The organism is uncultured Sphingomonas sp., from assembly GCF_964237155.1.
Lineage (GTDB): Bacteria > Pseudomonadota > Alphaproteobacteria > Sphingomonadales > Sphingomonadaceae > Sphingomonas.
This window is the reverse complement of record NZ_CAXSHH010000014.1, coordinates 1-24,651: the sequence shown is the minus strand read 5'-3', so window position 1 is coordinate 24,651 and position 24,651 is coordinate 1. Positions and strand designations below refer to the sequence as shown.

General features: G+C 67.8%; 23 protein-coding genes, 1 tRNA gene and 2 pseudogenes. 9 read left to right on the top strand and 17 right to left on the bottom strand.

Annotated features, from left to right (window positions below; translation table 11 throughout):
• Window positions 1-80: 80 nt before the first annotated feature.
• From ACFE71_RS05325 to hspQ, 11 genes are all read right to left on the bottom strand, one after another.
• The gene (locus tag ACFE71_RS05325) at window positions 81-2,018 is read right to left on the bottom strand and encodes an ATP-binding protein (RefSeq protein WP_375427770.1); all 1,938 of its coding nucleotides are present in this window, start codon (window positions 2,016-2,018) and stop codon (window positions 81-83) included.
• 47 nt (window positions 2,019-2,065) lie between these two features.
• Window positions 2,066-3,334, bottom strand: coding sequence for an aminotransferase class I/II-fold pyridoxal phosphate-dependent enzyme (locus ACFE71_RS05320; protein ID WP_375427769.1), 1,269 nt, complete (start codon window positions 3,332-3,334; stop codon window positions 2,066-2,068).
• On the bottom strand, window positions 3,331-3,573 hold the full coding sequence (locus ACFE71_RS05315) for an acyl carrier protein (RefSeq protein ID WP_375427768.1): 243 nt from the start codon (window positions 3,571-3,573) through the stop codon (window positions 3,331-3,333). Before ACFE71_RS05315 ends, ACFE71_RS05320 begins: the two co-directional genes overlap by 4 nt.
• 43 nt (window positions 3,574-3,616) lie before the next feature.
• Entirely contained in the window at window positions 3,617-4,513 is an 897-nt protein-coding gene (locus ACFE71_RS05310; protein ID WP_375427767.1) for an NAD-dependent epimerase/dehydratase family protein, read from the bottom strand.
• A 62-nt stretch (window positions 4,514-4,575) separates the two neighbouring features.
• The gene (locus ACFE71_RS05305) at window positions 4,576-5,133 is read right to left on the bottom strand and encodes a Uma2 family endonuclease (protein ID WP_375427766.1); all 558 of its coding nucleotides are present in this window, start codon (window positions 5,131-5,133) and stop codon (window positions 4,576-4,578) included.
• Window positions 5,134-5,183: 50 nt separating this feature from the next.
• A complete protein-coding gene (obgE, locus tag ACFE71_RS05300) occupies window positions 5,184-6,230 on the bottom strand; it encodes a GTPase ObgE (RefSeq protein WP_375427765.1) in 1,047 nt (348 codons plus the stop codon).
• 9 nt (window positions 6,231-6,239) lie between these two features.
• Window positions 6,240-6,857 carry a TetR/AcrR family transcriptional regulator gene (locus ACFE71_RS05295; RefSeq protein WP_375427764.1) on the bottom strand — a complete coding sequence of 206 codons (618 nt, stop codon included), beginning with the start codon at window positions 6,855-6,857 and terminating at the stop codon, window positions 6,240-6,242.
• Between the two features lie 55 nt (window positions 6,858-6,912).
• Window positions 6,913-7,455 carry a GNAT family N-acetyltransferase gene (locus tag ACFE71_RS05290; protein WP_375427763.1) on the bottom strand — a complete coding sequence of 181 codons (543 nt, stop codon included), beginning with the start codon at window positions 7,453-7,455 and terminating at the stop codon, window positions 6,913-6,915.
• Window positions 7,456-7,632: 177 nt separating this feature from the next.
• Complete coding sequence (gene rpmA, locus ACFE71_RS05285) at window positions 7,633-7,902, bottom strand: 50S ribosomal protein L27 (RefSeq protein WP_375427762.1); 270 nt, start codon at window positions 7,900-7,902, stop codon at window positions 7,633-7,635.
• 14 nt (window positions 7,903-7,916) lie between these two features.
• Window positions 7,917-8,267, bottom strand: a complete 351-nt coding sequence (gene rplU / locus ACFE71_RS05280; protein WP_375427761.1) for a 50S ribosomal protein L21 — start codon at window positions 8,265-8,267, stop codon at window positions 7,917-7,919.
• A 114-nt stretch (window positions 8,268-8,381) separates the two neighbouring features.
• A complete protein-coding gene (hspQ, locus tag ACFE71_RS05275; protein WP_375427795.1) occupies window positions 8,382-8,762 on the bottom strand; it encodes a heat shock protein HspQ in 381 nt (126 codons plus the stop codon).
• A 125-nt stretch (window positions 8,763-8,887) separates the two neighbouring features.
• Between hspQ and ACFE71_RS05270 the strand changes: the two genes are divergently transcribed.
• Window positions 8,888-8,977: transfer RNA gene (locus tag ACFE71_RS05270), tRNA-Ser, on the top strand.
• Window positions 8,978-8,981: 4 nt separating this feature from the next.
• Here ACFE71_RS05270 and ACFE71_RS05265 read toward each other — a convergent pair.
• On the bottom strand, window positions 8,982-9,566 hold the full coding sequence (locus tag ACFE71_RS05265; RefSeq protein ID WP_375427760.1) for an arylesterase: 585 nt from the start codon (window positions 9,564-9,566) through the stop codon (window positions 8,982-8,984).
• 789 nt (window positions 9,567-10,355) lie between these two features.
• Between ACFE71_RS05265 and ACFE71_RS05260 the strand changes: the two are divergent.
• Window positions 10,356-10,994, top strand: a pseudogene (locus ACFE71_RS05260) (EAL domain-containing protein); the annotation flags it as partial.
• 16 nt (window positions 10,995-11,010) lie between these two features.
• Here the strand turns inward: ACFE71_RS05260 and ACFE71_RS05255 are convergent.
• Window positions 11,011-12,084: an acyl-CoA dehydrogenase family protein gene (locus ACFE71_RS05255; RefSeq protein ID WP_375427759.1), complete on the bottom strand. Its 1,074-nt coding sequence runs from the start codon at window positions 12,082-12,084 to the stop codon at window positions 11,011-11,013.
• Between the two features lie 147 nt (window positions 12,085-12,231).
• Between ACFE71_RS05255 and ACFE71_RS05250 the strand changes: the two genes are divergently transcribed.
• The gene (locus ACFE71_RS05250; RefSeq protein WP_375427758.1) at window positions 12,232-13,239 is read left to right on the top strand and encodes a fumarylacetoacetate hydrolase family protein; all 1,008 of its coding nucleotides are present in this window, start codon (window positions 12,232-12,234) and stop codon (window positions 13,237-13,239) included.
• An 11-nt stretch (window positions 13,240-13,250) separates the two neighbouring features.
• On the opposite strand, the gene ACFE71_RS05245 is transcribed toward ACFE71_RS05250, so the two are convergent.
• A complete protein-coding gene (locus tag ACFE71_RS05245; RefSeq protein ID WP_375427757.1) occupies window positions 13,251-16,514 on the bottom strand; it encodes an error-prone DNA polymerase in 3,264 nt (1,087 codons plus the stop codon).
• A 54-nt stretch (window positions 16,515-16,568) separates the two neighbouring features.
• Here ACFE71_RS05245 and ACFE71_RS05240 point away from each other — a divergent pair, with 54 nt between their 5' ends.
• Both ACFE71_RS05240 and ACFE71_RS05235 read left to right on the top strand, forming a co-directional pair.
• A complete protein-coding gene (locus ACFE71_RS05240; RefSeq protein WP_375427756.1) occupies window positions 16,569-16,868 on the top strand; it encodes a type II toxin-antitoxin system Phd/YefM family antitoxin in 300 nt (99 codons plus the stop codon).
• Window positions 16,865-17,269, top strand: coding sequence for a type II toxin-antitoxin system VapC family toxin (locus ACFE71_RS05235; RefSeq protein WP_375427755.1), 405 nt, complete (start codon window positions 16,865-16,867; stop codon window positions 17,267-17,269). Before ACFE71_RS05240 ends, ACFE71_RS05235 begins: the two co-directional genes overlap by 4 nt.
• A gap of 1 nt (window position 17,270) precedes the next feature.
• On the opposite strand, the gene ACFE71_RS05230 is transcribed toward ACFE71_RS05235, so the two are convergent.
• The 3 genes from ACFE71_RS05230 to mntR all read right to left on the bottom strand — a co-directional run bounded on the left by ACFE71_RS05230 (window position 17,271) and on the right by mntR (window position 20,529).
• On the bottom strand, window positions 17,271-19,307 hold the full coding sequence (locus tag ACFE71_RS05230) for a DNA polymerase Y family protein (protein WP_375427754.1): 2,037 nt from the start codon (window positions 19,305-19,307) through the stop codon (window positions 17,271-17,273).
• Window positions 19,201-19,980: an ImuA family protein gene (locus ACFE71_RS05225; protein ID WP_375427753.1), complete on the bottom strand. Its 780-nt coding sequence runs from the start codon at window positions 19,978-19,980 to the stop codon at window positions 19,201-19,203. The genes ACFE71_RS05230 and ACFE71_RS05225 overlap by 107 nt, the downstream gene beginning before the upstream one ends.
• 93 nt (window positions 19,981-20,073) lie before the next feature.
• Entirely contained in the window at window positions 20,074-20,529 is a 456-nt protein-coding gene (mntR, locus tag ACFE71_RS05220; RefSeq protein WP_375427752.1) for a manganese-binding transcriptional regulator MntR, read from the bottom strand.
• A 117-nt stretch (window positions 20,530-20,646) separates the two neighbouring features.
• Between mntR and ACFE71_RS05215 the strand changes: the two genes are divergently transcribed.
• From ACFE71_RS05215 to ACFE71_RS05200, 4 genes and pseudogenes are all read left to right on the top strand, one after another.
• Window positions 20,647-21,996 carry an Nramp family divalent metal transporter gene (locus tag ACFE71_RS05215; RefSeq protein WP_375427751.1) on the top strand — a complete coding sequence of 450 codons (1,350 nt, stop codon included), beginning with the start codon at window positions 20,647-20,649 and terminating at the stop codon, window positions 21,994-21,996.
• The gene (locus ACFE71_RS05210; protein ID WP_375427750.1) at window positions 21,996-22,772 is read left to right on the top strand and encodes a transporter; all 777 of its coding nucleotides are present in this window, start codon (window positions 21,996-21,998) and stop codon (window positions 22,770-22,772) included. Before ACFE71_RS05215 ends, ACFE71_RS05210 begins: the two co-directional genes overlap by 1 nt.
• A 120-nt stretch (window positions 22,773-22,892) precedes the next feature.
• Window positions 22,893-24,179, top strand: a complete 1,287-nt coding sequence (locus ACFE71_RS05205) for a 3-methyl-2-oxobutanoate dehydrogenase (2-methylpropanoyl-transferring) subunit alpha (RefSeq protein WP_375427749.1) — start codon at window positions 22,893-22,895, stop codon at window positions 24,177-24,179.
• A gap of 274 nt (window positions 24,180-24,453) precedes the next feature.
• Window positions 24,454-24,651, top strand: a pseudogene (locus ACFE71_RS05200) (alpha-ketoacid dehydrogenase subunit beta); the annotation flags it as partial.

Sequence of the window (24,651 nt, the reverse complement as noted above, 5' to 3'; positions counted from 1 at the left end):
CATGGCGGGGACGCGGGCGGTATAGGAGCGGGCAGGCGGACGCGCCACGCCTTAAATTCGCGCATCCGCAGGGAATGCCGCTATTCCGCCGCGATCTGTTCCGGATGGGTCAGGCGGTCGGCCATGGCGGCGGCGATCGCGCGCTCGATGGCCACGAGCGTGAACGGCTTGCGGAGCACGTTATGCCCGCCGAACTCACTCGCGCCGCCCGCGTCCCCGGCGTATCCCGTGACATACAACACCGCCAAGGTCGGATGGCGCGCGGTCAGGCCAGCGATCATCTCCGGCCCGGTCTGGCGCGGCATGAGCACGTCGGAGATGACGAGTTCGATGCCGGGATCGGCCGCGACGATCCGCGGCGCCTGGAACGGGTCGTCGCAGGCGACGCCGACATGACCGAGTTCCTGCAACGCGCCCATCGTCGCGGCGAGCACGCGCGGATCATCCTCGACAACCAGCACCTTCAGCGGCGTGGGAGCGGTCCCGGCGGCGGAGGCGTCCTCGATCGATGTGGCCGTCGACTGCCCGCCCCGATGGCGTGGCAGGTAGAGGGTGACGGTCGTGCCTCGGCCCGGCGCGCTCTCGATGCCGACCTCGCCGTCCTGCTGGCGCACGAAGCCAAAGATCTGGCTGAGGCCGAGGCCGGTGCCCTTGCCGACGGGTTTGGTGGTGAAGAACGGCTCGAACACGCGCTCCGCGATCTCGGGCGTCATGCCGCAACCGCTGTCGGACACGGCGAAGGTCACGTACTCGCCGCCCGCGCACTGGCCGACCTGACCGGTCGAGAGTGTCGCCGCTCCGGTGACGATCATCAGGTCGCCGCGGCCATTCATCGCGTCGCGCGCATTGACGGCGAGGTTGAGGAGCGCGTTCTCGAGCTGCACGCGATCGGCGTGGACGCGCCAGCCCGCCGCCTCGTCGCGCACCCGAATGGTGACCGCGTCGCCCAGGGTCCGGTCAAGCAGGTCGGACATGCCCGCGACGAGCGCGCTCGGCTCGACCGCCTCCGGCTTGAGCGCCTCCTCGCGCGAGAAGGCGAGCAGCCGGCGCGTCAACGCGGCGGCGCGGACCGCGCCCTCGGTCGCGCTGTCGAGATGGCGCATGGCGGACTCTTTGCCGATGTTACGGCGCGCCAGTTCAAGCCCGCCGAGCACGACGGCAAGCATATTGTTGAAATCATGCGCTATACCGCCCGTCAGTTGCCCGACCGCGTCCATCTTCTGCACCTGGCGAAGCTTGGCCTCCTGAACCCGAAGCTCGTCGGTCGCGGCGCGGACGGCGGCGGCGAGTTCATCCGCGCGCGCCCCCGCAGCATCGGCCTCGGCGCGCGCGGCCGCGCTTTCGCCTAACGTTCGCAATGTGTACCAGCCGAGCAGGATCGCGCCGAGCACCAGCAGTCCGCCGAAGACGGCGAGCCCGACCGCGGCCGTGGTGGATCGTTCGACCAGGCGCATCGCGGCCGAAGTGCGCCGGTCGAGGATCGTGCGCTCGCCCTTGATGATGCGGGCGAGCGAGCGGTCGATCAGTTGTAGCGACGAGGCGTCGCGAGCCTTATAATATAGCGCCAGCGCCTGCGCGTTCTTGACGTAACGCGTCGACAACGCGATCAGCGACAGCTCGTCGCCACGCTCGACATATGCGCGGCGGAGCGAGTCGATGCGACGTTGTTGCGCGGGATCGCCGGTCGTGAGCCGGTCGAGATAAGCGATCTGCGTCGCCGCCGAGCGCCACTGATCGAAGTAGAGCTGGCCGAGCGACTGGTCGGCCGAGGTGACGTATCGCCCAAGCGACGCCTCCGACCGCGCGATCGTACCTGCCAGCGTGCGCGCCACGATCATCACGTCGTAGCTGCGGCCCTGCGCCACCAATGCCCGGTCGCGCTCGCGGTTGGCGCCGCCCACGGTGATCACCAGCGCGGCGAGCGTGACCGCACCCAGGATCGCCATCGCGATCAGCGTGATCGTCCGCCATGGCGGACCGTTCCCTACGGAACCAATCTCCTCCACCTCGCCGCTCATATCCACAATCCTACTACACGCAGCGAGCGGTTAAAAGCAGGTGAAGGTTAGCCGATCACACCCAGTTCGCGCCCGGTCCGATCGAATAGCGCCAGGACGGTCGTCAGCTGCTCCGGTCGATGTTCTGCGCTGAGCGAGCAGCGCAGCAGGTAGGTGCCCGCCGGCGTGGCAGGCGGGCGCGCCATGTTGACGTAGACGCCGCTCTCCAAAAGCGCTTGCCACATCGCGATCGCCTGGACCTGATCCTCCAGGATCACCGCGATGATCGCCGATTCGGGGCTCGACGTACCTAGCTTGAAGCCTAGCGCGGTCAGCCCGCCATGCATTCGACGCGCGTTCGCCCAAAGCCGGCGACGCTTGTCGTGCGCGATCGTCAGCTTCCGGATCGAGGTCGCCGCGGTCGCGACCACGGACGGCGGTAGGGATGCCGTGAAGATGTACGGACGGCAGGCGAAGCGCATCACCTCGAACTTGGGATGGTTCGACACGCAGAAGCCGCCGACGGTGCCGACCGACTTGGAAAAGGTGCCGATCACGAAATCGACGTCGCGGTCCAACGTCAGTCCGACATCCTCGTACACACCGCGGCCGTTCGGGCCGAAGAAGCCCATCGAGTGCGCCTCGTCGACGAGCACCATCGCTCCGTGCCTGCGCGCGACCGCGACCATTTCCGCAAGCGGCGCGATGTCGCCCAGCATCGAATAGACACCCTCGAGCACGACGAGCTTGCCGGGCTCCTTCGGCAGGCGGCCCAAGCGCTTGTCGAGATCCTCGACCGAATTGTGGCGAAACCGCACCACCTCCGCATTGCCGAGCGCGCAGCCGTCATAGATCGACGCATGGCTGTCGGCGTCGAGGATGATGTACTCGCCCTTGCCCGCGATCGTCGAGATGATGCCGAGATTGGCCTGGTAACCGGTCGAGAATACCATCGCGTGGCGGGCGTCGTAGAACTCCTTGAGCGCCTCCTCCGCATTCACATGGTCGCGGAAGGTACCATTGAGCATCCGGCTGCCGTTGGTACCCGAACCATACTCGTCAAGCGCGCGCTTGCCCGCCGCGATGACGTCGGTGTCGAACGTCATGCCCATATAATTGTAGGTGCCGAGCAGGATCGTCTCGCGCCCACCGATCACCGCTTCGGTGGGGGAGCGTACCTCGTCCATGACGATCGCGAACGGATCCCGCACCCCCGACGTCAGCAGCGCTTCGCGCTCCGCGATCAGCGGATCGAACTTGCTAAATAGATCGCGTTCCGGCGCGACCGCAGGCGGATCAAGGTCCAGCGTCTCGGCCTGAAGCCCGGACTCGCTCATGTCCGGAGCTTCCCGACCGCGTCGGCGAGCTGGCCCACCGTCTCGATCTCCGCCTGCATGCTCATGGTGATGACGATATCGAACTCGTCCTCGATCGCCGCGACGAAGTCCATGACGGTCAGGCTGTCCCATTCGAGATCGCCCTGGAACGTCGTCGCCTCCGCCACCACGACACCTTTCTTGTTGAATGGCTCGATCTGCGCGGTGATGGTATCGAGGACTTGCTGGCGGTCGTTCATCGGGTTGGTCCTTGGCCGGGGAATGCGGCGGGAGTTGGACCGGTCATAACAGCCCGTGATCCCGGTACCAGCGGGCTGTATCGGCCAACCCGCGATCGAGCGCGATCCGTGGCGTCCACAGCTCGGGCGGCGGGCGCTTGACCGGATCGGCGGTCCAGTCGGGATGCGCCAGATAGGCGGCGCGATCGGGCGTGAGCTTGGCTCCGCTTCCCCGCACCCGGCGGTCGATTCGCGCGCCTAGATGAAGCAGCGCCGCCGGGAGGGGGAGGGGCAGCACGCGCCGCCCGACCGCGCGACCGATCGCCTGGGCGTATTCGGTATGCGTGTATGTCTGGCCGTCGTCGGCCTCGTATATCGCCCGTGGACTCCCACGCTCCACAAGCAGGACGAACAGCCGCGCGAGATCGTCGACCGCGATCGCCGACATCCTGCCCGGCGGCGGCAGGACCGCTAGTCCCAGCTTCGCCAGGCGGAACACGTCGCGCATCTCCAGATCGCTCGGGCCATAGACGGCGGGTGGCCGCACGATCGTCCAGTCGAGCGGCAACACCTCGACGATGCGTTCGGACTCCGCCTTCGACCAGCCGTAATTCGACAGCCCGGGCTCGCGTGCGGCCAGCGACGAGACATGGACGAAGCGGGTCGCGCCTGCCCGAACGGCGGCCTCGACGACCGCCCGCGTGCCGTCGATATTGCCCAGTGCGAACCCCGCCCGGTCGGCCGCGTTCACGACGCCCGCGATATGGAGGACCGCTTCCACCCCGGTGACGAACGTGTCGAGCGGACCCGCTCGGTCCAGCGACCCTTCGACCCACTCCACGCTATCGCGCGGCGGCTGCGGACGCCGGGTCAGCGCGCGCACCGTATGGCCCTTCCCGATCAGGAGATCGAGCGTCCGCCGCCCGACAAAGCCGGTCCCGCCAGTCAGGGCGATCAGCATGGATTTCCGCCTTCGATCATGCGGGTGCGTCTAGCGTTGGTGGCGAGCCGCGCCAACGTCGCTCAGTCGCGGGCGAAGACTTCCTCGTGCGTCAACTCGATCCCGAGCGTAGGCAGGACGAGAGTCGCCGGCTCTTGATGGATGAGCTCGCTCCAACTATTCGGGCCGGTGCGCTGCACTACCCGCAGTCGCTCGTCCGCGATGTCGACGAAGACGATCGTGTCGACGCTCGCCAACTCCTTATACTCCTCGAGCTTCACGCGGAGGTCGGTGCGCGCAGTGCCGGCCGACAGCACCTCGAAGACGACCCGCGGGTCGTCGAAGGCCTTCAAGTCGTCGTTCGCGGGACCGTTGCGGCCGCAATAGATCGTCACGTCGGGATACCGGATCGAGTAGTCCCTAGTTCGGGCCGCCATGTCCGAGATATACGCAGCGCAGCCCGTGCCACGAAGTCGCGGGGCAAGGGATGCATAGATATTGCCCTGTATCCGAGCATGCCGAGCCGTGCCGCCTGCCATCATGCGGATCACGCCGTTATCCAACTCGGCCTTGCGCTCGCCGAAGTCGATCTGGAGGAACTCTTCCGCCGTCAGCAGAGGATAATCAGGGTGCGTCGCCATGTCGCAACCATAACAGATCGGGCCAACGGCTCAAAGCCGACCGCAGCCCGTCACACCGGCGACCACTCGATCGCGTCCGCGCCCTCGTCATCCGCGCCCACGATCGCCGAGATTGGCCCGATCGCCTCCAGCAACCGGTCGAGCGCCCAGTCAAGGCCGGTGCCGGCGGCGGCCGAGATCGGGATCACCTCCGCGCCGCTCGCATCCTGCAACTCGCGTACGAGCGCCTCGATCAGTTCGTCGTCGAGCGTATCGATCTTGTTGAGGGCCAGCACCTGCGGCTTGTCGGCCAGCCCCGCGCCATAGGCGGCGAGCTCGTCGCGCACGATCCGGTAGCTTGTCGCGACGTCGGCGTCCTGCGCATCGACGAGGTGGAGCAGCACGCGGCACCGCTCGATATGGCCAAGGAACCGGTCGCCGATCCCCGCCCCCTCGGCCGCGCCCTCGATCAGCCCGGGGATGTCGGCGACGACGAACTCCTGTCCCTTGTGGCGGACCACGCCGAGCTGGGGGCGGGTGGTGGTGAAGGCATACGCGCCGACCTTGGCCTGCGCGTTCGTGACCGCGTTGATGAAGGTCGACTTGCCCGCGTTGGACAGCCCGACCAGCCCCGCATCGGCAAGCAGCTTCAGCCGCAGCCACAGCCACGCCTCCTCGCTCGGCCAGCCCGATCCGTGTTGGCGCGGCGCACGGTTGGTGGACGACTTGTAGCTGGCGTTGCCGCGCCCGCCGTCGCCGCCGCGCAGCAGCACCTCGCGCTGGCCGACCTCGGTGAAGTCGAGCAGCACGTCGTCCTTGTCCTCGCTCAGCACTTGCGTGCCGAGCGGCACGCGGATCACCAGATCGTCGCCGCCGCCGCCGGTGCGGTTCGATCCCGATCCCCCGGAGCCGCGTGGAGCGCGGAAATGCTGGGTGTAACGGAAGTCGATCAGCGTGTTGAGGCCTGCTACCGCTTCGAACACGATATCGCCGCCCTTGCCGCCATTGCCGCCGTCGGGGCCGCCATATTCGATGTACTTCTCGCGACGGAAGCTGACCGCGCCGGGGCCGCCGCTTCCCGAACTGACGTAGATTTTAGCTTGATCTAAAAAGTGCATGCGCGTCTTTTAAACCGTCGCGTCCGGTTCACCAACAGCGAGCGCCCCGAACGCGATGTCGCGCGCGGCGTCCCGCCTGAGCCCGAGCGCGCGCGCCATCGGCGCACCGAGCAGCGCGTCGCCGAGCGCGAGCAGGACGAGTTGCAACGTGTCCTCGTGGATGGGCCGGATCACTTGCGCGTGCTCGTCGGCGGCGAGCTCGTCGACCAGGTCATGGATTGCGGTAAGGATGGGATCGAGCGCGTCCTCGTTTCCCGACAGGATCATCCAGCTCGCCAGCGCCCCCGCACCCCCGCGCCCGAAAGCGTCGAAGGTGAGGTCGACCACCTCGCGCGGACCCCGATGCTCGGCTCGGGAACGGAGGACCGCATCGCGGATCGTGGCGGTGATCGATGTCGCCATGCGGGCGATCAGCGCCTTTTGCAGCCCCTCGGCCGAACCGAAATGATGGAGCAGCGTCGCGTGCGTCCGCCCGATCCGCGCCGCCACCGCCTTCAACGTGACCGCCTGCGGCCCGTCCTCGGTCAACAGCGCGCGCGCCGCGTCGAGCGCGGCATCACGCGACTCCTCGGGCGAGTTACGGCGACGGGCGGGCAGGGCGGGGGCGGGCAGGGCGGACGCGGGCATGGCGATGGCTGTTCGGCGTTTCGGAAGAGGAACGCAATCCGCGTCCGGCGTCCTCTCACGCGGTCAGCGGCGTCGCCCGGGTTCGCGCGTCGGTGAGGTCGAGCTCGCACTCGACCGCATCGACCTCGCGGCCGAGCGCAAGCGACGCACGGGGAACGATCCGGCCCGTGTCGCGGAATCCTAGCTTGGCCAAAACCCGTGCCGAACCCTTGTTGCCGATGAAGGCGGTAGCGCGGAGCCGGGGCAACCTGAGCGCATCGCGCGCGAGTTCGATCAAGGCGAGGCCCGCCTCGGTCGCATAGCCGCGCCCCCAAGCCGATGGCGTGAGCCAATAGCCGAGTTCGTGCTGGGTCTCACCCGAATGTATGTCGATCCCGCCGACGAGCCGCGGCTCCGGTCCGCGCTCCATAATCAGGAAAACCGGCTCCTCCGCCCCGCGCGGTTGCGAGAGAAACCATCGCGCGTCCGCCTCGGCGTAGGGCCAAGGCACGCGCGCAAGCCGACTGACCACGTCCTCGTGCCCGATCGCGCGGGCGAGCTCAGGCGCATCCTCCGGCCAGCCGGGGCGGAGCATCAAGCGGGGCGTCAGGGCGAACATGATCGGCTCTCCTCCTTGCACGAAGTCGCTTGCATGTCGCCATGACGCGCCCGCGACAACACAGGTGAAGGGAGCAGTAAAAAAGGGAACCGGGGCGACCCGACTCCCTTTCCGGATGTCTGGTTCCGTTTGCCGGAACCCGGGTCGCCCTGGTGGACGACCTTGTATGATCGTCCGTTATTCGGCCGCCTGCGCGGTAATCTGCACCGAACAGAACTTGCGGCCGAGCTTGCCTTCGGCGAACGCGACGCGGCCGTCGACGAGCGCGAACAAGGTATGATCCTTGCCCATGCCGACGTTGGTACCCGGGTAGAATTTCGTGCCGCGCTGACGAACGATGATGTTGCCCGCGACGCATTCCTGGCCACCGAACTTCTTCACGCCGAGACGACGACCCGCGGAGTCGCGACCGTTGCGCGAGGAACCGCCTGCTTTCTTATGTGCCATTGCTCGTTAACTCCTTAGGCCTGAGCAGGCTCGGCGGCGTCCGCCGACCGCTGCTCGCCGCCCACATGACCGCCGATGCCGATGATCCGGAGGATCGTGTGGCGCTGGCGATGGCCGTTGCGGCGTCGGTAATTGTGCCGGCGACGCTTCTTGAACACGATGACCTTCTCGCCCTTCGCCTGCGCGATGATCTCGGCGGCGACGGTCAGCCCCTCGGTCGAGCGCAATTCGGAGCCCTCGCCCGCGAGCAGGACGTCGCCCAGTTCGACCGAGGAACCGGCCTCGCCATCGATCTTGTCGACGACGATCTTGTCTCCGGCGGCGACGCGGTATTGCTTGCCGCCCGTGCGCACGATCGCGAACATGGCTCTGTATCTTCCTGAATATCGAACGGCCCCGACACGCGGACGCAAGCCGGGAAAGGACCGCCGGGTAATCGCACAGGGTTCGGGTGTCAACCGCGCCGCACGGGCATACGCCTAGTGGCGGTGCTCGCGCTTCAGGGCGTAGCGCCCGTCCTCGTAACCGCGAAACAGTCCGGGGATGGCAGGGTGGTCGACCGGCTCGTCGCTATCGTCGACGAGCAGGTTCTGCTGGCTGACATAGGCGACGTAGCTCGACTCGGCGTTCTCGGCGAGGAGATGATAGAAGGGCTGGTCCTTGGACGGCCGGACCTCCGCCGGGATCGCGTCGTACCATTCTTCCGAGTTGGCGAAGACCGGGTCGACATCGAAGATCACGCCGCGGAAATCGAACACGCGGTGGCGCACCACGTCGCCGATCGAGAAACGCGCATGGGCGATCGGCGGCGCGGAGACGGCGACCCGGGCGGCCGGTTCGGGCAGGTTGGTGAGTTGCATGAAGCTCATTTAATGGATGGCGTGCCGGACACAAGCGCGCCGGCCTTGCACCGGCGAACGGGCCCCGTTAGACGCGCCTCCTAGACCAGCCGGTCCGCTTATCGGAGCGGTTCCCTTGCCTCTGCGGAGAGGTGCCAGAGTGGTCGATCGGGACGGTCTCGAAAACCGTTGTGCCCTTGCGGGTACCGTGGGTTCGAATCCCACCCTCTCCGCCAACACTCACGCCGCTCGTCGAGATGTCCGCTCCAGCGCGGCTTCGACATGCGGCAGGATACGGCCGGCGACGATGCCGATCGCGCGGGCGTTGGGGTGGATGCGATCCGCCAACACCAGCGAAGGATCGCCGACCACCCCGTCGAGCAAGAAGGGATACAGCGCCGCGCCGTGACGCTTGGCGAGCTCTGGATGAACCGCGTTGAAGCGGGCCGCCCAGCCGCCGAGAAAAATGGGCGCCAACATACCGGCGAGAAGCACGGGGATGCCCGTGCGCTCGAACTCGCCGAGCATCCAGTCGAGGTTTTCGCGCATCCTGGCCGGGTCGACGCCGCGCAGCAGGTCGTTCGCGCCGAGCGCCAGGATGGCGAGGTCCGGCCGCCTCGTCAGGCTCGTGAGCGCGCGTGGCAGCCGCGCGCGTCCGCTCGCCGTCGTGTCGCCCGACACGCCCGCATTCTCGACGATCGAGCCGGGCCGACGCGTCGCCAGCAACACCTGTAGCTGCCGGGGAAAAGCTTGGTCGGGCGCAAGCCCGTAGCCCGAGGTCAAGCTGTCCCCGAATGCGAGCAGATAGGGGGCCGGGCCGCTCAACGCGCGGATCCGAGCCGTGAAAACGACAGCATCATCACTCCTAGATAGATCTTGGAGATGGCGATCGACAGGCGCGATTGCCATCCCGTCGCCGCTCCGCCCCGCGTTTCCGGGTAATGCCGCTTGGCTGGTGAAAAATCGTGGCCACGGCTCCGGTCGCGTCAGTCCCGAAGCGGATTTAACCGGGCCTTAGAGTCTATTCCGCTAGATGGCCCGGTGAACCTGATCCTCTTCCTCGTCGCGTTCTCTGCGGGTTTCCTCCTGGCGAGTTGGCGGCAGCGTGGACGCGCACGGCCAACCGCGCCACCCTGGTTCGGCGGCCTGCGCGCCGCGCCGACACCCGACAGCGCGTTGGGTAACGGCGGCGGCTTCGTTGCCATTCTTGAGATCGATCGATTTGCCACCTTGCGCCGCGACATCGGCGCGCGGCTCGCCAATCGTGTGCTGGCGCATGTCGCCGACCGGGTCGCCGCCGAGCTGGACGGATGCGAGATCGGGCGGACGGGGCGCACCTCGATCGAGTTCGCGTTCGTCGCCCCCGGCATAGACGCCGCGCGCAAGACGCTGGTGCTGCTTGTCGGTCAGCTCGCCAAGCGGATCACGGTCGACGATCTGACTTTTGACCTGAACGTGCTGATCGGTGCCGCCGAGGCCGACGCGAACGCGACGCGCGAGGAGGTGCTCGACCACGCCGCCGCGGCGATCGCGACCGCGCAGGCCACCCGCCAGGCGGTCTGCTTCGCCGACGAGGAGGGCGAGGGCGGGTCGGAACTGGACGACATCGCGCTCATGCGCGACCTGCGGCGCGCGATCGAGCAGGGCGAGCTCAGGCTCCATTATCAACCCAAGCTCCGTTCGCGCACCAACGCCATCGACTCGGCGGAGGCATTGCTGCGTTGGCCGCACGCGACGCGCGGGCCGGTCGCGATCGAGCGGCTGATCCGGCTGGCCGAGAGCACGGGCGCGATCCGCGACCTGACCGAATGGGTGGTCTCGCAGGCGGTGGCCGACCAGGCCCGGCTCGCCGCGTCGGGGCACGACCTGACCATCTACGTCAACATATCGGGCGTGCTGTTGCCCGATGCCGAGTTCGCCGAGCGCGTGCTGAACACGGTCGCGCGCGCGAAGGGCCGTATCGGCTTCGAGGTGACGGAAACCGCGGTGATCCAGGATCCCGATGGCGCGCTAGCCAACCTGCGCGCCTTCTCGGCGGCGGGGATCAAGATCGCGATCGACGATTACGGGTCCGGGTTGTCGTCGCTATCCTACCTGAAGCAGCTGCCCGCGAATGAGCTGAAGATCGACCGGATGTTCGTGTCGGGGCTGATCGACAGCCACCGAGATCCGCTGCTCGTGCGCTCCTCGATCGACCTGGCTCATGCGCTCGACATGGAGGTGACCGCCGAGGGCGTGGACGACCCGCTCGCGCTGTCGCTGCTCCGCGTCATGGGATGCGACCTGATCCAGGGGTATCTGATATCCCCACCGATCGAGTTGGCGGCGCTCCAGACGTTCCTATTGACCTTCGACCCCCGCGAGCATCTGCCTGCTCCGCGACTGGTGGTGCCCGACACCGACGAATCGATGGGTTGAGCGAGCGGCCGATCACCTCCTTCATGATCTCGCTGGTGCCGCCGAAGATCCGCGTCACCCGCGCCGCCCGCCACGCCCGCGCGATCGGATATTCATTCATGTAACCGGCACCGTCGTGGAGCTGGAGGCACTTATCCATCACCTCCCATTGCAGCTCGGTGTGCCACAGCTTCGCGGCCGCGCCTTCCTCGTTCGTCAACTCGCCCCTCAGGTGGCGCGCGATCGCCCTTCGGTCCTTGGTGAAAGCGACCGTATCGTCGAAGAACAGCTCGGACGTGCCGGCGGCATCCTGGCCGATCTTGTCGAGCTTGCGGCCTTTGCGGGATCCCTCGCGGTCGCTCTCGACCAGGATGATCGACATGCCGCGCCAGGCCGGCTTGGCGTCGGGATCGGTCTTGGCGACGACCGGCGTCAGGTCGGTGTTCTGGCCATTGGTGATGTAGGTCTTGGACCCGTTGATCACGTAATGGTTGCCGTCCTTCTTGGCGGTCGTGCGGATCGCCTGGAGGTCGGAGCCCGTGCCCGGTTCGGTCATCGCGATCGCGGTGATCGTCTCGCCCGACACCATGCGGGGCAACCACTCGGCCTTCTGCTCCTCCGACCCGTAATGCGCGATATAGTCGGCGACGATGTCCGACCGGAGCGAGAAGCCGGCGGGCACGCCGTTGTAGCTCATCTCCTCGTCGACGATCGCGTTGTGGCCAAAGTCGATACCGAGCCCGCAATACTCCCCCGGCACCGTCGGGCACAGCCTCCCGATCGCGCCCGCCGCCTGCCAGAACGCCTCGGGAACCAGACGATCGCGCTCCCACTCGTCGACCTTGGGCACGCCTTCCTTTTGCAGGAAAGTACGCACCGTCTGGCGGAACGCCTCGTGCTCATCGTTACAGGCAAAGCGGCCGGCGATGTTGTCGAGCGTGAGCATCGCGATTCTCTCGGGTCTTTCGCCGAGGGTGCGATCGGGTGACGCGAGCGTCAAGTAACAACTATTATGGTGCCGGACTCGAGCCGTGCGACGGCTACCCACGCCGGTTCGAACCCGCTAGGGCGCACGAAAAGGAGAGTTGAACCTGTGAAACTCGCCAGTCTCAAGCAGGGCCGCGACGGGCGGCTCGTGGTCGTGTCGAACGACCTCGCCTGGTGCGCCGATGCGTCGCGCATCGCGCCGACGCTGCAGGCGGCGCTGGACGAATGGGACCGGGTCGCGCCCGATCTGGCGAATCTGGCCATCGATCTCGAGCATGAGGCGATCCCGCGCGACCGGTTCCACGAACACGATGCGGCCGCGCCGCTCCCGCGGGCATATCAATGGGCGGACGGCTCGGCTTATGTGAACCACGTCGCGCTCGTCCGGCAGGCGCGCGGGGCGGATATGCCCGACAGCTTCTGGCACGACCCGCTCATGTACCAGGGCGGCTCCGACGGCTTCCTGGGCGCGCGCGATGCCATCCCGCTCGCCGATGAGGCATGGGGATGCGACCTGGAGGCGGAGGTGGTGGTCGTCACCGGCGACGTGGCGCAGGGCGCGACGCGTGAGGAGGCGCTGGTGGCGGTGCGCCTGGTCGGGCTGACCAACGACGTCTCGCTCCGCAACCTCGTCCCGGCCGAGCTCGCCAAGGGCTTCGGCTTCTTCCAATCCAAACCCGCCTCCGCCTTTTCGCCCGTGTTCGTGACCCCGGACGCGCTCTGCGACTGGTGGCGGGACGGGAAGCTGCACCGCAAGCTGATGGTCGACCTCAACGGTCAGCCGTTCGGCCGCGCGCAGGCGGGAAAGGACATGACCTTCGATTTCGGCACGCTGATCGCGCACGCCGCCAAGACGCGCGCGCTGGGAGCGGGGACGATCATCGGGTCGGGCACCGTGTCCAACCGCGACGAGGGCGGCGGGCCGGGCAAGCCGATCGCGGAGGGCGGTGTCGGCTATTCCTGCCTGGCCGAGGTCCGCACCGTCGAGACGATCACGGCGGGGACGGCGACCACGCCTTTCCTTCGCGACGGCGACAGCGTCCGTATCTGGGCGGAGGACGACCGGCACCATCCGATCTTCGGCGTGATCGAGCAGACCGTCCGGGCGTTGTAGTCCCGAACGGTTCAATGGAAGTCGCGCGACTTGATGGGAATGTAGTTCTCCCGGTCGCGGAAATGATAGTCGGAGCGCACCTTCGGCTCCCAGCCCTTCTCACCGCGATCGGGCGCGCCGCCGCGCATGCCGTCGCTGGGGCTGGTAAGGCGCGGCATCTCCATGTCGCCGACTTGGCGGAGCATGGACGTCTGATCGATGACATACTCGCCGATCACGTGGATCACGATGCCCTGACGCTGGACGCGGCCGCGCACCGACAGCATCGCCGCGCCCATGACGGTGGTGCGATGCTCCTCGAATATGTTGGGCCATAGGATGACGTTGGCCACCCCCGTCTCGTCCTCCAGCGTGATGAACAGCACGCCCTTGGCGCTGCCCGGCCGTTGGCGCACCAGGATGACGCCCGCGACCTCGACGACCGTGCCGTCCTTGGTGGTGCCCAGGTCGACGCACCTGACCATGCCGCGCCGGGCAAGCTCACTACGCAGGAACTGGAGCGGGTGGGCGCGCAGCGATAATTGGGTGAAGCGGTAATCCTCCACCACCTCGCGCCCCGCCGACAGCGGTTTCAGGACCGCTGGCTCCTCATCGCCGCACGCACCCTCAATCAGCGGCAGCCGCATCTCGCCCAGACCTTTGATGGTCCACAGCGCCTCGCGGCGGTTGAGCCCGAAAGCATGGAACGCGTCCGCCCTGGCGAGCGCCTCCAAGGCGGCGAGCTTGACGTTGCAGCGGAGCCATACCTCCTCGATCGAAGTGAAAGGAGCAAGCGCCCGAGCGTTAAGGATCGCCTCTGCGTCGCAAGCGGCGAGGCCGGTCACGATGCGCATGCCCAGCCGCAGCGGCAGGTACGGAGTCCCTTCGTTCAGAAGCTTCGTGTCCCAGTCGCTGTCCTGGACGCATACGGGCCTGACCTCGACGCCGTGCGCCCGCGCGTCGCGGACGATCTGCGCGGGGGCGTAGAAGCCCATCGGCTGGGCGTTGAGCAGCGCGGCGCAGAAGATATCGGGATGATGGCACTTCATCCACGACGACGCGTAGGCGATCTTGGCGAAGCTCATCGCATGGCTTTCCGGAAAACCGTACGAGCCGAATCCCTCGATCTGCTTGACCAGCCGCTCGGCGAACTCCTGGGTGATGCTGTTCCGCAGCATCCCCGCGATCAGCCGGTCGCGGAACTCGCCAACCCCGCCTGTCACCTTGAACGTCGCCATCGCGCGGCGCAGCCCATCGGCCTCCTCCGGGGGAAAGCCCGCGCCCAGGATCGCGACCTGCATCGCCTGTTCCTGGAACAAGGGTACGCCCAGCGTCTTTTCGAGCACGGTCTTCAGCTTGGGGCTGGGATATTCGACGGTGTTCCTGCCGGCGCGCTTATCCTCGCGCCGTTTCAGATAGGGGTGGACCATGTCACCCTGGATCGGTCCCGGACGAACGATCGCGACCTGGATGGCGATGTCGTAGAAGTTCTCGGGCCGCATCCGCGGCAGCATCGACATCTGCGCGCGGCTCTCGATCTGAAACACGCCCAAGGTGTCGGAGCGGCACATCATCTCGAAGGTCGGCTTGTCCTCCGCCTGGAGGATGTCGTCATCGAGCGTGAGGCGTACGCCCTTATGCCAGTCGAGAAGGTCGAAGACGCGTCGCATGCACCCAAGCATGCCGAGCCCGAGAATATCGACCTTCATGAAGCCGAGCTCCTCGATATCGACCTTTTCCCATTCGACCACTTGGCGGTCGATCATCGCCGCGGGTTCGACCGGCACCAGCGAGGCGAGCCGGTCGCGGGTGAGGACGAAGCCGCCTGGATGCTGGGACAGGTGCCTGGGCGTGCCGATCAGCTCCTTGGCGAGCTCGAGCGCGAGCGCCAGGCGTTGTTCGCCGGCATCCATGTTCAACGCGGTTACCCGGTCCGCGGGCACGCCGTCGCTCGACCAGCCCCAGACCTGGCCTGCCAGCGCGGCCGTCACGTCCTCGGCCAGCCCCAGCACCTTGCCGACCTCGCGCACTGCGCCGCGCGTGCGGAAACGACTGACCACCGCCGTCAGCGCGGCGTGTTCCCGGCCGTAGGTGTCGTAAATCCATTGGATCACCTCCTCGCGGCGCTCATGTTCGAAATCGACATCGATGTCGGGTGGCTCGCCACGTTTTTCCGACAGGAAACGCTCGAACAGCAGCTGGTGCTTGACCGGATCGATCGAGGTGACGCCGAGCACGAAGCAGATCACCGAATTGGCGGCCGAGCCGCGTCCCTGGCACAGGATCTTCTGACTGCGGGCGTATTGGACGATCGAGTGGACCGTCAGGAAATAAGGCGCGTAAGCGAGCTTGCGGACGAGCGAGAGTTCCTTGCGGAGCAGTCGCCGATAGCTCGGGGGCGGTCGGTTGGAAAATCGGGCGTTGAGTGCGCGCCACGTCATCTTCTCCAGCGCCATTTGCGGCGAGTGTGCGGTCATCACGCGCTCGTCGGGGTACTGGTAGCTCAGCTCGCGGAGCGAGAAGGTGCAGCGTTCGGCGATCGCCACGCTCGCGGCAAGCGCGTCGGGGTAGCGGCGGAAGCGGCGCTCCATCTCGGCCGGGGGTTGCAGGTGGCGATCCGCGTGGCGTTCGCGGCGCAGGCCCAGCTCGTCGATGGTGCATTTCTCACGGATCGCGGTGACCACGTCCTGGAGCCTACGGCGGGTCGGTTCGTGATACAGCACGTCTCCCGTCGCGAGCGGCCGGAGGCCGTGCGCCCGCGCTGCCTCGGCGTCGCTACCCAGGCGGCGCGTGTCGCCGGGGCGGCGGTGGAAGGTCAGGCACACGTGTCCCCGGTCGCGCCCGAACAGGTCGGCCATCCAGCGTAGCTGCTCCACGTCCACGCCGCCCCGACCGGGCACCAGCGCGGCGACCAATCCCGGCGCGGCGTCGGCCACGTCCTCCCAATGGAGAAAGCATCGGCCTTTTTCGCCGTGTTGCGCATCGGCGCGCCCCTTGCCGCAGGTGAGGAGCGTGGTGAGCCGGCTCCAGGCGGCGCGGTCCTCGGGCCAAACGAGCAGCGCCGCGCCGCTGACCAGATCGAGCCGGCAGCCGACCATGAGCCGCATGGGCGCGTCCGGCGTAGAGACCGTCTCCGCCGCGACCAGCGCCCGCACCACGCCCGCCACCGAATTACGGTCGGTGACGCCCAACGCCCGATATCCCATCACCGACGCGGTCGCGAACAGCTCCTCCGGCGACGATGCCCCGCGCAGGAACGAGAAGTGGGTCGTGACCTGGAGCTCGACGTAGCTCATTGCCGGGCATGCCCGAAGTGACTATGTGATGTGACCATTTCGGGAGCGGATACGATGAAGTATGTCGGCGCGGCGGAGTTCAAGGCGAACTGCCTGCGATTGATGGACGAGGTCCAGGCGGGCGGCGAGCCGATCACCGTCACCAAGCGCGGCAAGCCGGTGGCGGTCATGACGGCTCCGGCACCGGAAAGGCGAGGAAATATCGACAGCCTATTCGGCTGCATGAAGGGGACCGTCACCAAGATAGGCGACTGGGATGAGACCGAACCCGTCGATCCCGATTGGGAAGTCAAGTGGGAGGCCAAATGGGACGCGCTCGGGTACCCCGCCCCGAAGGATGCCGCCGACTCGTGATCCTGCTCGACACGCATGTCCTGCGCTGGCTGGCGGATGGCGATCGGAGGTTGGGCATCCAGGCATTGGAAGCGATCAAGGGCGACCGCGAGTGTCGCGCCTCCGCGATCAGTTATTGGGAGCTCGGCATGCTGGGTACCAAGGGCAAGCTCGTCTTCTCCCAGCCGGTGGCTCAGTGGCTCGACGCACTGCTCCGGCATACCGGTATGAAGTCGGTTCCCGTCACGGCCGCCATTGCCGCCGACGCGGGAACGCTGCCCGGCACCCTTCACGGCGATCCGGCGGACCGCATGTTGATCGCCACCGCGCGGGCGATAGGATGTCCACTCGCGACCGCCGATCGCAAGATACTGGACTATGCGCGGGCAGGGCACGTGCTCACGATCGACGCCCGCCGTTAATTCACGCATGGAAGCCATGCAGGTGCCAGCTGAGGTCGCCCGTCTCGTTCCGCACGCCATCGCCGCGACGGAACAGCCAGAATCGGTGACCAATCTCGTCCTCGACGCTGAAATAATCGCGCACCGCGTCGCGCTCGCAGGTCCGACGCCACCATTCGCCGACGATGCGTTCGGGGCCGTCGGCGCGCACCACCCGGTGGACCTCGCCGCGCCAGGTGAAGCGGGCGGGCGGATGATCGGGCACCTCCGCAATCACGAAATCCAGCATCTCCGGGCGGGCGAGCAGGTGGACGGGCCGCGGCCGGCGGGGGTGCCAGGGGTGATCGGCCTCCCGATCGTCGAGCCGGCGGACATCGCCCTGTTTGAGCGCGGACGGCGGTCGATCAGGCGGGTCGAGCGGCGGGCAGGGAGCGGTCGAGCGTTCGGGCACGTCGCTCTCGATCGGGCGGACGCGCCAGGGCGTGGTCCCGCCCAACCGATTGACAAGCAGGTCGATGAGCGGCGCGAGATCCGGGACGGTATCCCCGGCCAACGCGGGACCGAGCGTTTCCGGTCCCAGCGGCTCGGTACGTGCCACATGCAGCGCCAGGGCGTCGATCCCATAGCCGGGGTCGATCTCCTCGATCCGGCGTTTGAGCAGGCGCAGCAGGTGGTCGGGCCGCCGATCGGGCCGGGACAGGCCGACGCGCAAGGTCTGGGCGCGGCCGTCGACGCGATCGGCAACGAGCAGCAGCGAGCGCGCGCCGACCCCGGCCTGCTCCAGGATCGTCGTCAGACGCGACGCGAGTTCGCCCAGCCTATGCTCGATCACCTCCGCCGACGCGATCGGCTCGGGGTAGCGTTCCTCCACGACGATCCGCTCGGGCGCGGCCACCGGCTCCAGCGGTTCCGGCGCGCGGCCGGTAGCCTGGTCGAGGCGGCGGACGAGCGCGCCGCCGAAGCGGCGGGCGAGCGGCGCGCGGGGAAGCTTCGCGAGCTCGCCCACCGTGTCGACGCCGAGACGGCGGAGCAGCTCCAGATGCTTGGGCTGCAGCCGGAGCGCGTCGGCGGGAAGAGGGCCGAGCGCCTCGGCGTGCCGACCGGGTTCGCAGAGGGTGAGCGGATGTTGGCGAAGGTGCCTGGCAAATGCCCAAGCGGCTCCGGGCGTATCGGCGATTCCGATGCGGGAACAATAGCCTAGCCGGCCCAACAGCCGCCCGAGGCGTCGCCCGAAGTTGGCTTCACCACCGTGCAGATGCGCGACGCCGGTCAGGTCGATGAACAATCCGGTCTCGTCCGAGACCATTGCGGTCGGGGCCCAGCGCCGAGCGATCGCGACCGCCAGACGGTGCAGGGCGGCGCGATCCCCCTCCGGGTCGGCGGGAAGGGTGAAGAGCCCCGCCACCAAGGCACGCGCCTGGGTGAGCCACATTCCCGGCACCACGCCCAGCGCCCGCGCCGCTTCGTTGGCGGCATGGACGACGTCGCGGCCGTCAACCCGATGCGCGGTGACGAGCGGCGGTTCCGACGCGGCGACCCTGGGGCCGGACGGGGCCGGGCTTTCCTTGCAGGCGCGGCCGACCACGTCGCCGGTCATCCGGCCGGTGAGGAAGAAGGCGCCTTCGCCCGGATAAGGGCCATCGCCCGCGCGACGGGTGCCGGGTGCTCGGCCGGCCTCGCCGTTCCAGCGGACGGAGAGAACCGCGCTTGGCCCCGGAACGGGCGGGCGCGCCTCGTCGGCGGGCGTCGCGTTGAACGAGTGAGCCTTGAACGGGTGGTCGGCGGCCTCGCTACGGCGGCCGAGCTCGTGCCTGGGCGGGCGCTGATGGAGCGGCAGCTGGGCGATCTCCGCCTCGACCTCGCTCTTCGCCCATTTCGCGCCGGGCCGCCAACCCGGGTTGCCGCCCTGGTGGCGCGCGGAGGCGGCGCGGTCGAGGGAGTCGACCGACGGATCAACCGGCCTGGGCGGTCGCGTCCGCGTCGGCGACGGAATCCGCCCGGCGCGGCGCAGTCTGTCGAGCGGCCATTCCGGCAGGTAAAGCGAGGCGACCCGTTTCATCGCATGCCTCCACGAGTTGTTGAAAAGGCTCGCCGCCCTTTTGGCGGGCGAGATCGAGACGCCACCGCGCGCGGCCCAGCCCCTCATCGGGCAAGGCGCCGGGAAAGGGCGGCGCGGACGGCGCGGACGCGACGCGCCAGCGGGTGACGGCGGCGGAGGGCTGGCCCAGCGGGTCGACCCCGTCCCGCGCATGGCGTTTCTGGAGCAGCGCGATCGTGCGCCCGCCCTCGGCCGCGAGCTGCAGCCGCCGGGTCGCGGCGAGCCCGGCGCGCTTGCACTCGCCGATCACCGCGCCCAGCCCGCGGTGGCGCAGGCCCTCCTCCATGATCGCCAGCAGCTCGTCGTCGTCGCGCGCCTCGACATAGAGCAGGCGTTCGGGGGCGAGCCCCGCTTGGTACAGCCCCGGCGCGAACAGGTCGCGCCGCCGTATTACCCACAGCACCGGCCCCCAGGCGCGCGCCGCGATCCCCGCCATGAACAGGGTCGCCGACGCATCGTCGCCATGGCGGGGCGTCGCCGCCGCGACCTCGTGCAGCGCGTCGAGCCTGAGGCCCTCGCCCGCCAGTCGCCTGTCGAGCGCCGCAACGCCGAAGGGGAGGGCAGGACGCCGCTGGTGCCCGTCGCCCTCGATGGCGCGGAGCGTCTCACGCAGCTCTGCGATCGTTTGGGTCACGGCGTCTGGGTCACGGGCGGGTTCTCTGCGGCGGTTCGAGTCGGTAACGGAACGTGTTCTTACTTTGTTCCAAACCGGAGTCGAGTCAATCCGTCAGGTCGCGCTGGTCCTGTCCGGAGACGCCATCCTCTCCCGCTCGTCGGCGAAGCGACGCATCGCCTCCAGCGTCTCGCCGCTCAGGTGATGTTCGAGCCCTTCGGCGTCGGTCTCGGCGATGTCGTCGGAGACGCCGAGCACGCCCAAGAACCGCACGACGACCCCGTGACGCTCCTTGGAGCGCGCCGCCATCCCCGCGCCGTCGGCTGTCAGGAAGATGGAGCGGTAGGGCCGCATCTCGATCAATCCGTCGCGCTTGAGCCGACTAAGCGTATTGGCGACGGTGGCGGGGGTGACGCCCAAGCGTTCGGCGAGATCGGCCGCGCGCGCCTCGCCCACTTCCGCGATCAGGTCGGCGATCAGCTCGACATAATCCTCCTGCATCTCGGTCCGGTGCGCCAGCCGGACCCGCGCGAAGCGACGCGCCTGTTCCTCCGCCGCCGGTAACGTCACGTCCTGATCTCCCTCGAGATGACCAGCATCGCACAAGAGAGCTTAACAACCAAGTTTTAGCACTAGCTAAACTTGACGGCGCGTGCATAGGATCGTGCCTTGGTTTCGGAGGTCCAGGTGAACGAAGACGCTCCCGCTACGAACGGCTGGCAGACCCGGTCGGACGATAGCCTGCCCGAGGTGTTCCGCACGATCCCCGTCCCCGGTGCGGGTCTCGGCGGGGCGCGGTTCTGGACCAAGCTGGGCGCGTTCTCCGGCCCCGGCTACCTCGTCGCGGTCGGTTACATGGACCCGGGCAACTGGGCCACCGACCTCGCGGGCGGGTCGCGGTTCGGCTATACGTTGCTGTCGGTCATCCTGCTGTCCAACATCATGGCGATCGTGCTGCAGGCGCTATCGGCCAAGCTCGGCATCGTCACCGGCCGCGACCTCGCCCAGGCCTGCCGCGACCATTACAGCCGCCCGGTCGGCCTGATGTTGTGGGGAGCGTGCGAGCTGGCAATCATCGCCTGCGACCTGGCCGAGGTGATCGGCACCGCGATCGCGCTTCAGCTGCTGTTCGGCCTGCCGCTGGTGTGGGGCGTGTGCCTGACCGCGTTCGACGTGCTGCTGATCCTGCTCCTCCAGCAACGCGGCTTCCGCAAGCTCGAGGCGTTCGTCATCGCGCTGCTCGTTATCATCGCGGGATGCTTCGCGGTCGAGCTCGCGCTGTCGCAGCCTGCGATCGCCGACGTGCTGCGCGGCTACGTCCCGACCACCCAGGTCGTGACCAATCCGGCGATGCTCTATATCGCGATCGGCATCCTGGGCGCGACGGTGATGCCGCACAATCTGTACCTCCATTCCTCCGTCGTCCAAACGCGCGCGTTCGAGCGCGACGACGAGGGGCGGCGCGAGGCGATCAGGTACGCTACCATCGACAGCACCGTCGCGCTGACGCTGGCGCTGTTCGTCAATTCGGCGATCCTGATCCTGGCGGCGTCGACCTTCCACGTCGCGGGCCGCACCGACGTGGCGGAGATCGGCGACGCGTACCAGCTGCTCGCGCCGATGCTCGGCGTGGGCCTCGCCAGCACGCTCTTCGCGGTCGCGCTGCTCGCGTCGGGCCAGAATTCGACGATCACGGCGACGCTCGCGGGCCAGATCGTGATGGAGGGATTCCTGCGCATCCGCCTGCCCGCCTGGCAGCGGCGGTTGATCACGCGGCTGCTCGCGATCATCCCGGCGGTGACGGTCGCCATCCTCTACGGCGAAAGCGGCACCGCGCGGCTGCTGGTGCTGAGCCAGGTCGTGCTGTCGATGCAGCTGCCCTTCGCGGTGATCCCGCTGGTGGCGTTCACCAGCGACCGCAAGAAGATGGGTGAGTTCGTCAACCCGGCGTGGCTGAAATGGTCGGCCTGGATCATCGCCGCGGTGATCGTCGGGCTGAACCTGAAGCTGCTCGCCACCTTTGTCGGCATCGCGTGATGTGGACGGCGTTAGCATTGCTTGCGGCGTCCGATGTCGCTCCCGCCCGCCCGACCGACCGTCGCGAGTTTTCCGCCGACCGCCCCGGCAAGACGGAATCGCCGTACACCGTGGATGCGGGCCGTTTCCAGATCGAGTTGGAGGTCGCGAGCTATACGCGCGACCGCACCGACGACATGCGCGAGGAGACCGTCGCGGTCGCGCCGATCAACCTGAAGCTCGGCCTGGATCGCGCCACCGATCTCCAGGTCATCATCGAGCCGTATCTGCACCGCACGATCACTGACCAAAGCCGGGGCACGAGCGAAACAAGCGACGGTTTCGGTGACGTGACCGTCCGGCTGAAGCGCAATTTATGGGGTGACGATGGCGGCCCGACCGCGTTCGCGCTCATGCCGTTCGTAAGATTGCCCACCAACGCGGGCGACCTGGGCGCCGGCAAGGTCGAGTTCGGGATCATCGCGCCGTTGGCCATCAAATTGTCGGAACGGGTCGACCTGGCCGTCATGACCGAGCTCGATGTGATCGAGGACGATGCGCGGGGTTACCAGGCGAGCTTGATCAATTCGGCGGTGGTCGATTTCGCGCTAACCGAGCGGCTGGGCGCGTATGCCGAATTGTTCACGGAACGAAGCGACGACTGGGTGGTGACGGGCGATGTCGGCGTCACCTACGCATTGTCCGACGACACCCAGCTGGACGCGGGAGTCAATCTGGGGATCACGCGCGCGGCCGACGATCTGGCGGTGTCCGTTGGCGTGTCGCGGCGTTTCTGAACGGCGCGCGGGCCGTCCCGGACCAACCGCCCGACAAGCCGCTTGAACTTTCGCGGCAGGCGTTCAAAGGACCGCCCCGACGAGCCGCCGCGCCAGACGGCGGCGATCCAGGAGAATCGAATGGCCGGCGAGACCGTTCGCGCCAATTTGCCCCCGCTGACGCTGCATGTGCCCGAGCCGAAGTTCCGTCCCGGCGATCCGGTGGACTTCGCCGAGGTCGACGTGCCGCCGGCCGGGCAGGCGCGGCGACCCGACACGGCCGCGCCCGCGCGCGAGTTCACCGATCTCGCCTATACGCTGGTGCGCGTGCTAGACGAGGGTGGCCAAGCGGTCGGTCCCTGGAACCCGCGACTGACGCCGGATCGCCTCCGCGCGATGCTCCGGTCGATGGCGCTGCTGCGCGCGTTCGACGAGCGGATGTTCCGGGCGCAACGCCAGGGCAAGACCAGCTTCTACATGAAGGCGACGGGCGAGGAGGCGGTCGCGGTCGCGGCTACCATGGCGCTCGATTACGAGGACATGTGCTTCCCCTCCTACCGCCAGCAAGGCATCCTTATCGCGCGCGGCTGGTCGCTCGTCGACATGATGAACCAGATCTATTCGAACAGCGCCGACCGGCTCCAGGGCAAGCAGTTGCCGATCATGTATTCGGTCAAGGAGGCCGGGTTCTTCTCCATCTCCGGCAACCTTGCCACGCAGTATCCGCAGGCGGTGGGCTGGGCGATGGCGTCCGCGGCCAAGGGCGATACGCGCATCGCCGCCGTGTGGTGCGGCGAGGGATCGACGGCCGAGGGCGACTTCCATTCCGCCTGCACCTTCGCAAGCGTGTACCGCGCGCCCGTGATCATGAACGTCGTCAACAACCAGTGGGCGATTTCCAGCTTCTCGGGCTTCGCGGGGGCGGAGGCGACGACCTTCGCGGCGCGCGCGGTGGGATACGGGATCGCCGGGTTGCGTATCGATGGCAACGACGCGCTCGCCGTCTATGCCGCGACCGAATGGGCGGCCGAGCGCGCGCGGACCAATCAAGGCCCGACGCTGATCGAGCATTTCACCTATCGCGCGGAGGGGCATTCCACCTCCGACGATCCGGGCCAGTACCGGTCGGAGGGCGAGCCCAACGCCTGGCCGCTCGGCGATCCGGTCAAGCGGTTGAAAGAGCATCTGATCGCGATCGGCGAGTGGGACGACGACCGCCACGCCGCTCAGGACCGCGATCTCGCCGAGCTGGTGAAGGCGTCGCAAAAGGAGGCCGAGAAGAACGGCATCCTGGGCCACGGGCTCCACCAGCCGCTCGACACGCTGTTCGACGGGGTGTTCGAGGAAATGCCCTGGCACCTGCGCGAACAGCAGCGCCAGATGCTGGCGGAAGAGGAAGCGAGCGGGCGGCCATGGGCGCGGAAGTGATGTGCTTCTCCCTCTCCCCTGGACAGGGGAGAGGGATGCGGAGACTTGGCGGCTTGCCGCCTAGTCATAGCTGGGAGAGGGGTCGTGCGAGCCGCGGGCTCGCGCGCCGCGCTGCGGCGCCCACCCCTCTCCCCACCTTCGCTAAGCGGCTACGCCGCCAAGCTACGGTAACCCTCTCCCCTCCGATGGAGGGGAGAGGGAGGTTGAACACATGACCGATACGATGCTTGACCTTCCATCGGACGACGAGGCCGCCGCCCCCGCCGTCGTCCGGATGAACATGATCCAGGCGATCAACTCCGCGCTCGACGTGATGATGACGCGCGACCCGGACGTGCTCGTGATGGGCGAGGATGTCGGCTATTTCGGCGGCGTGTTCCGCGCGACCGCGGGACTCCAGGCCAAGCACGGCAAACGCCGCGTGTTCGACACGCCGATCACCGAGATCGGCATCGTCGGCGTCGCGATCGGG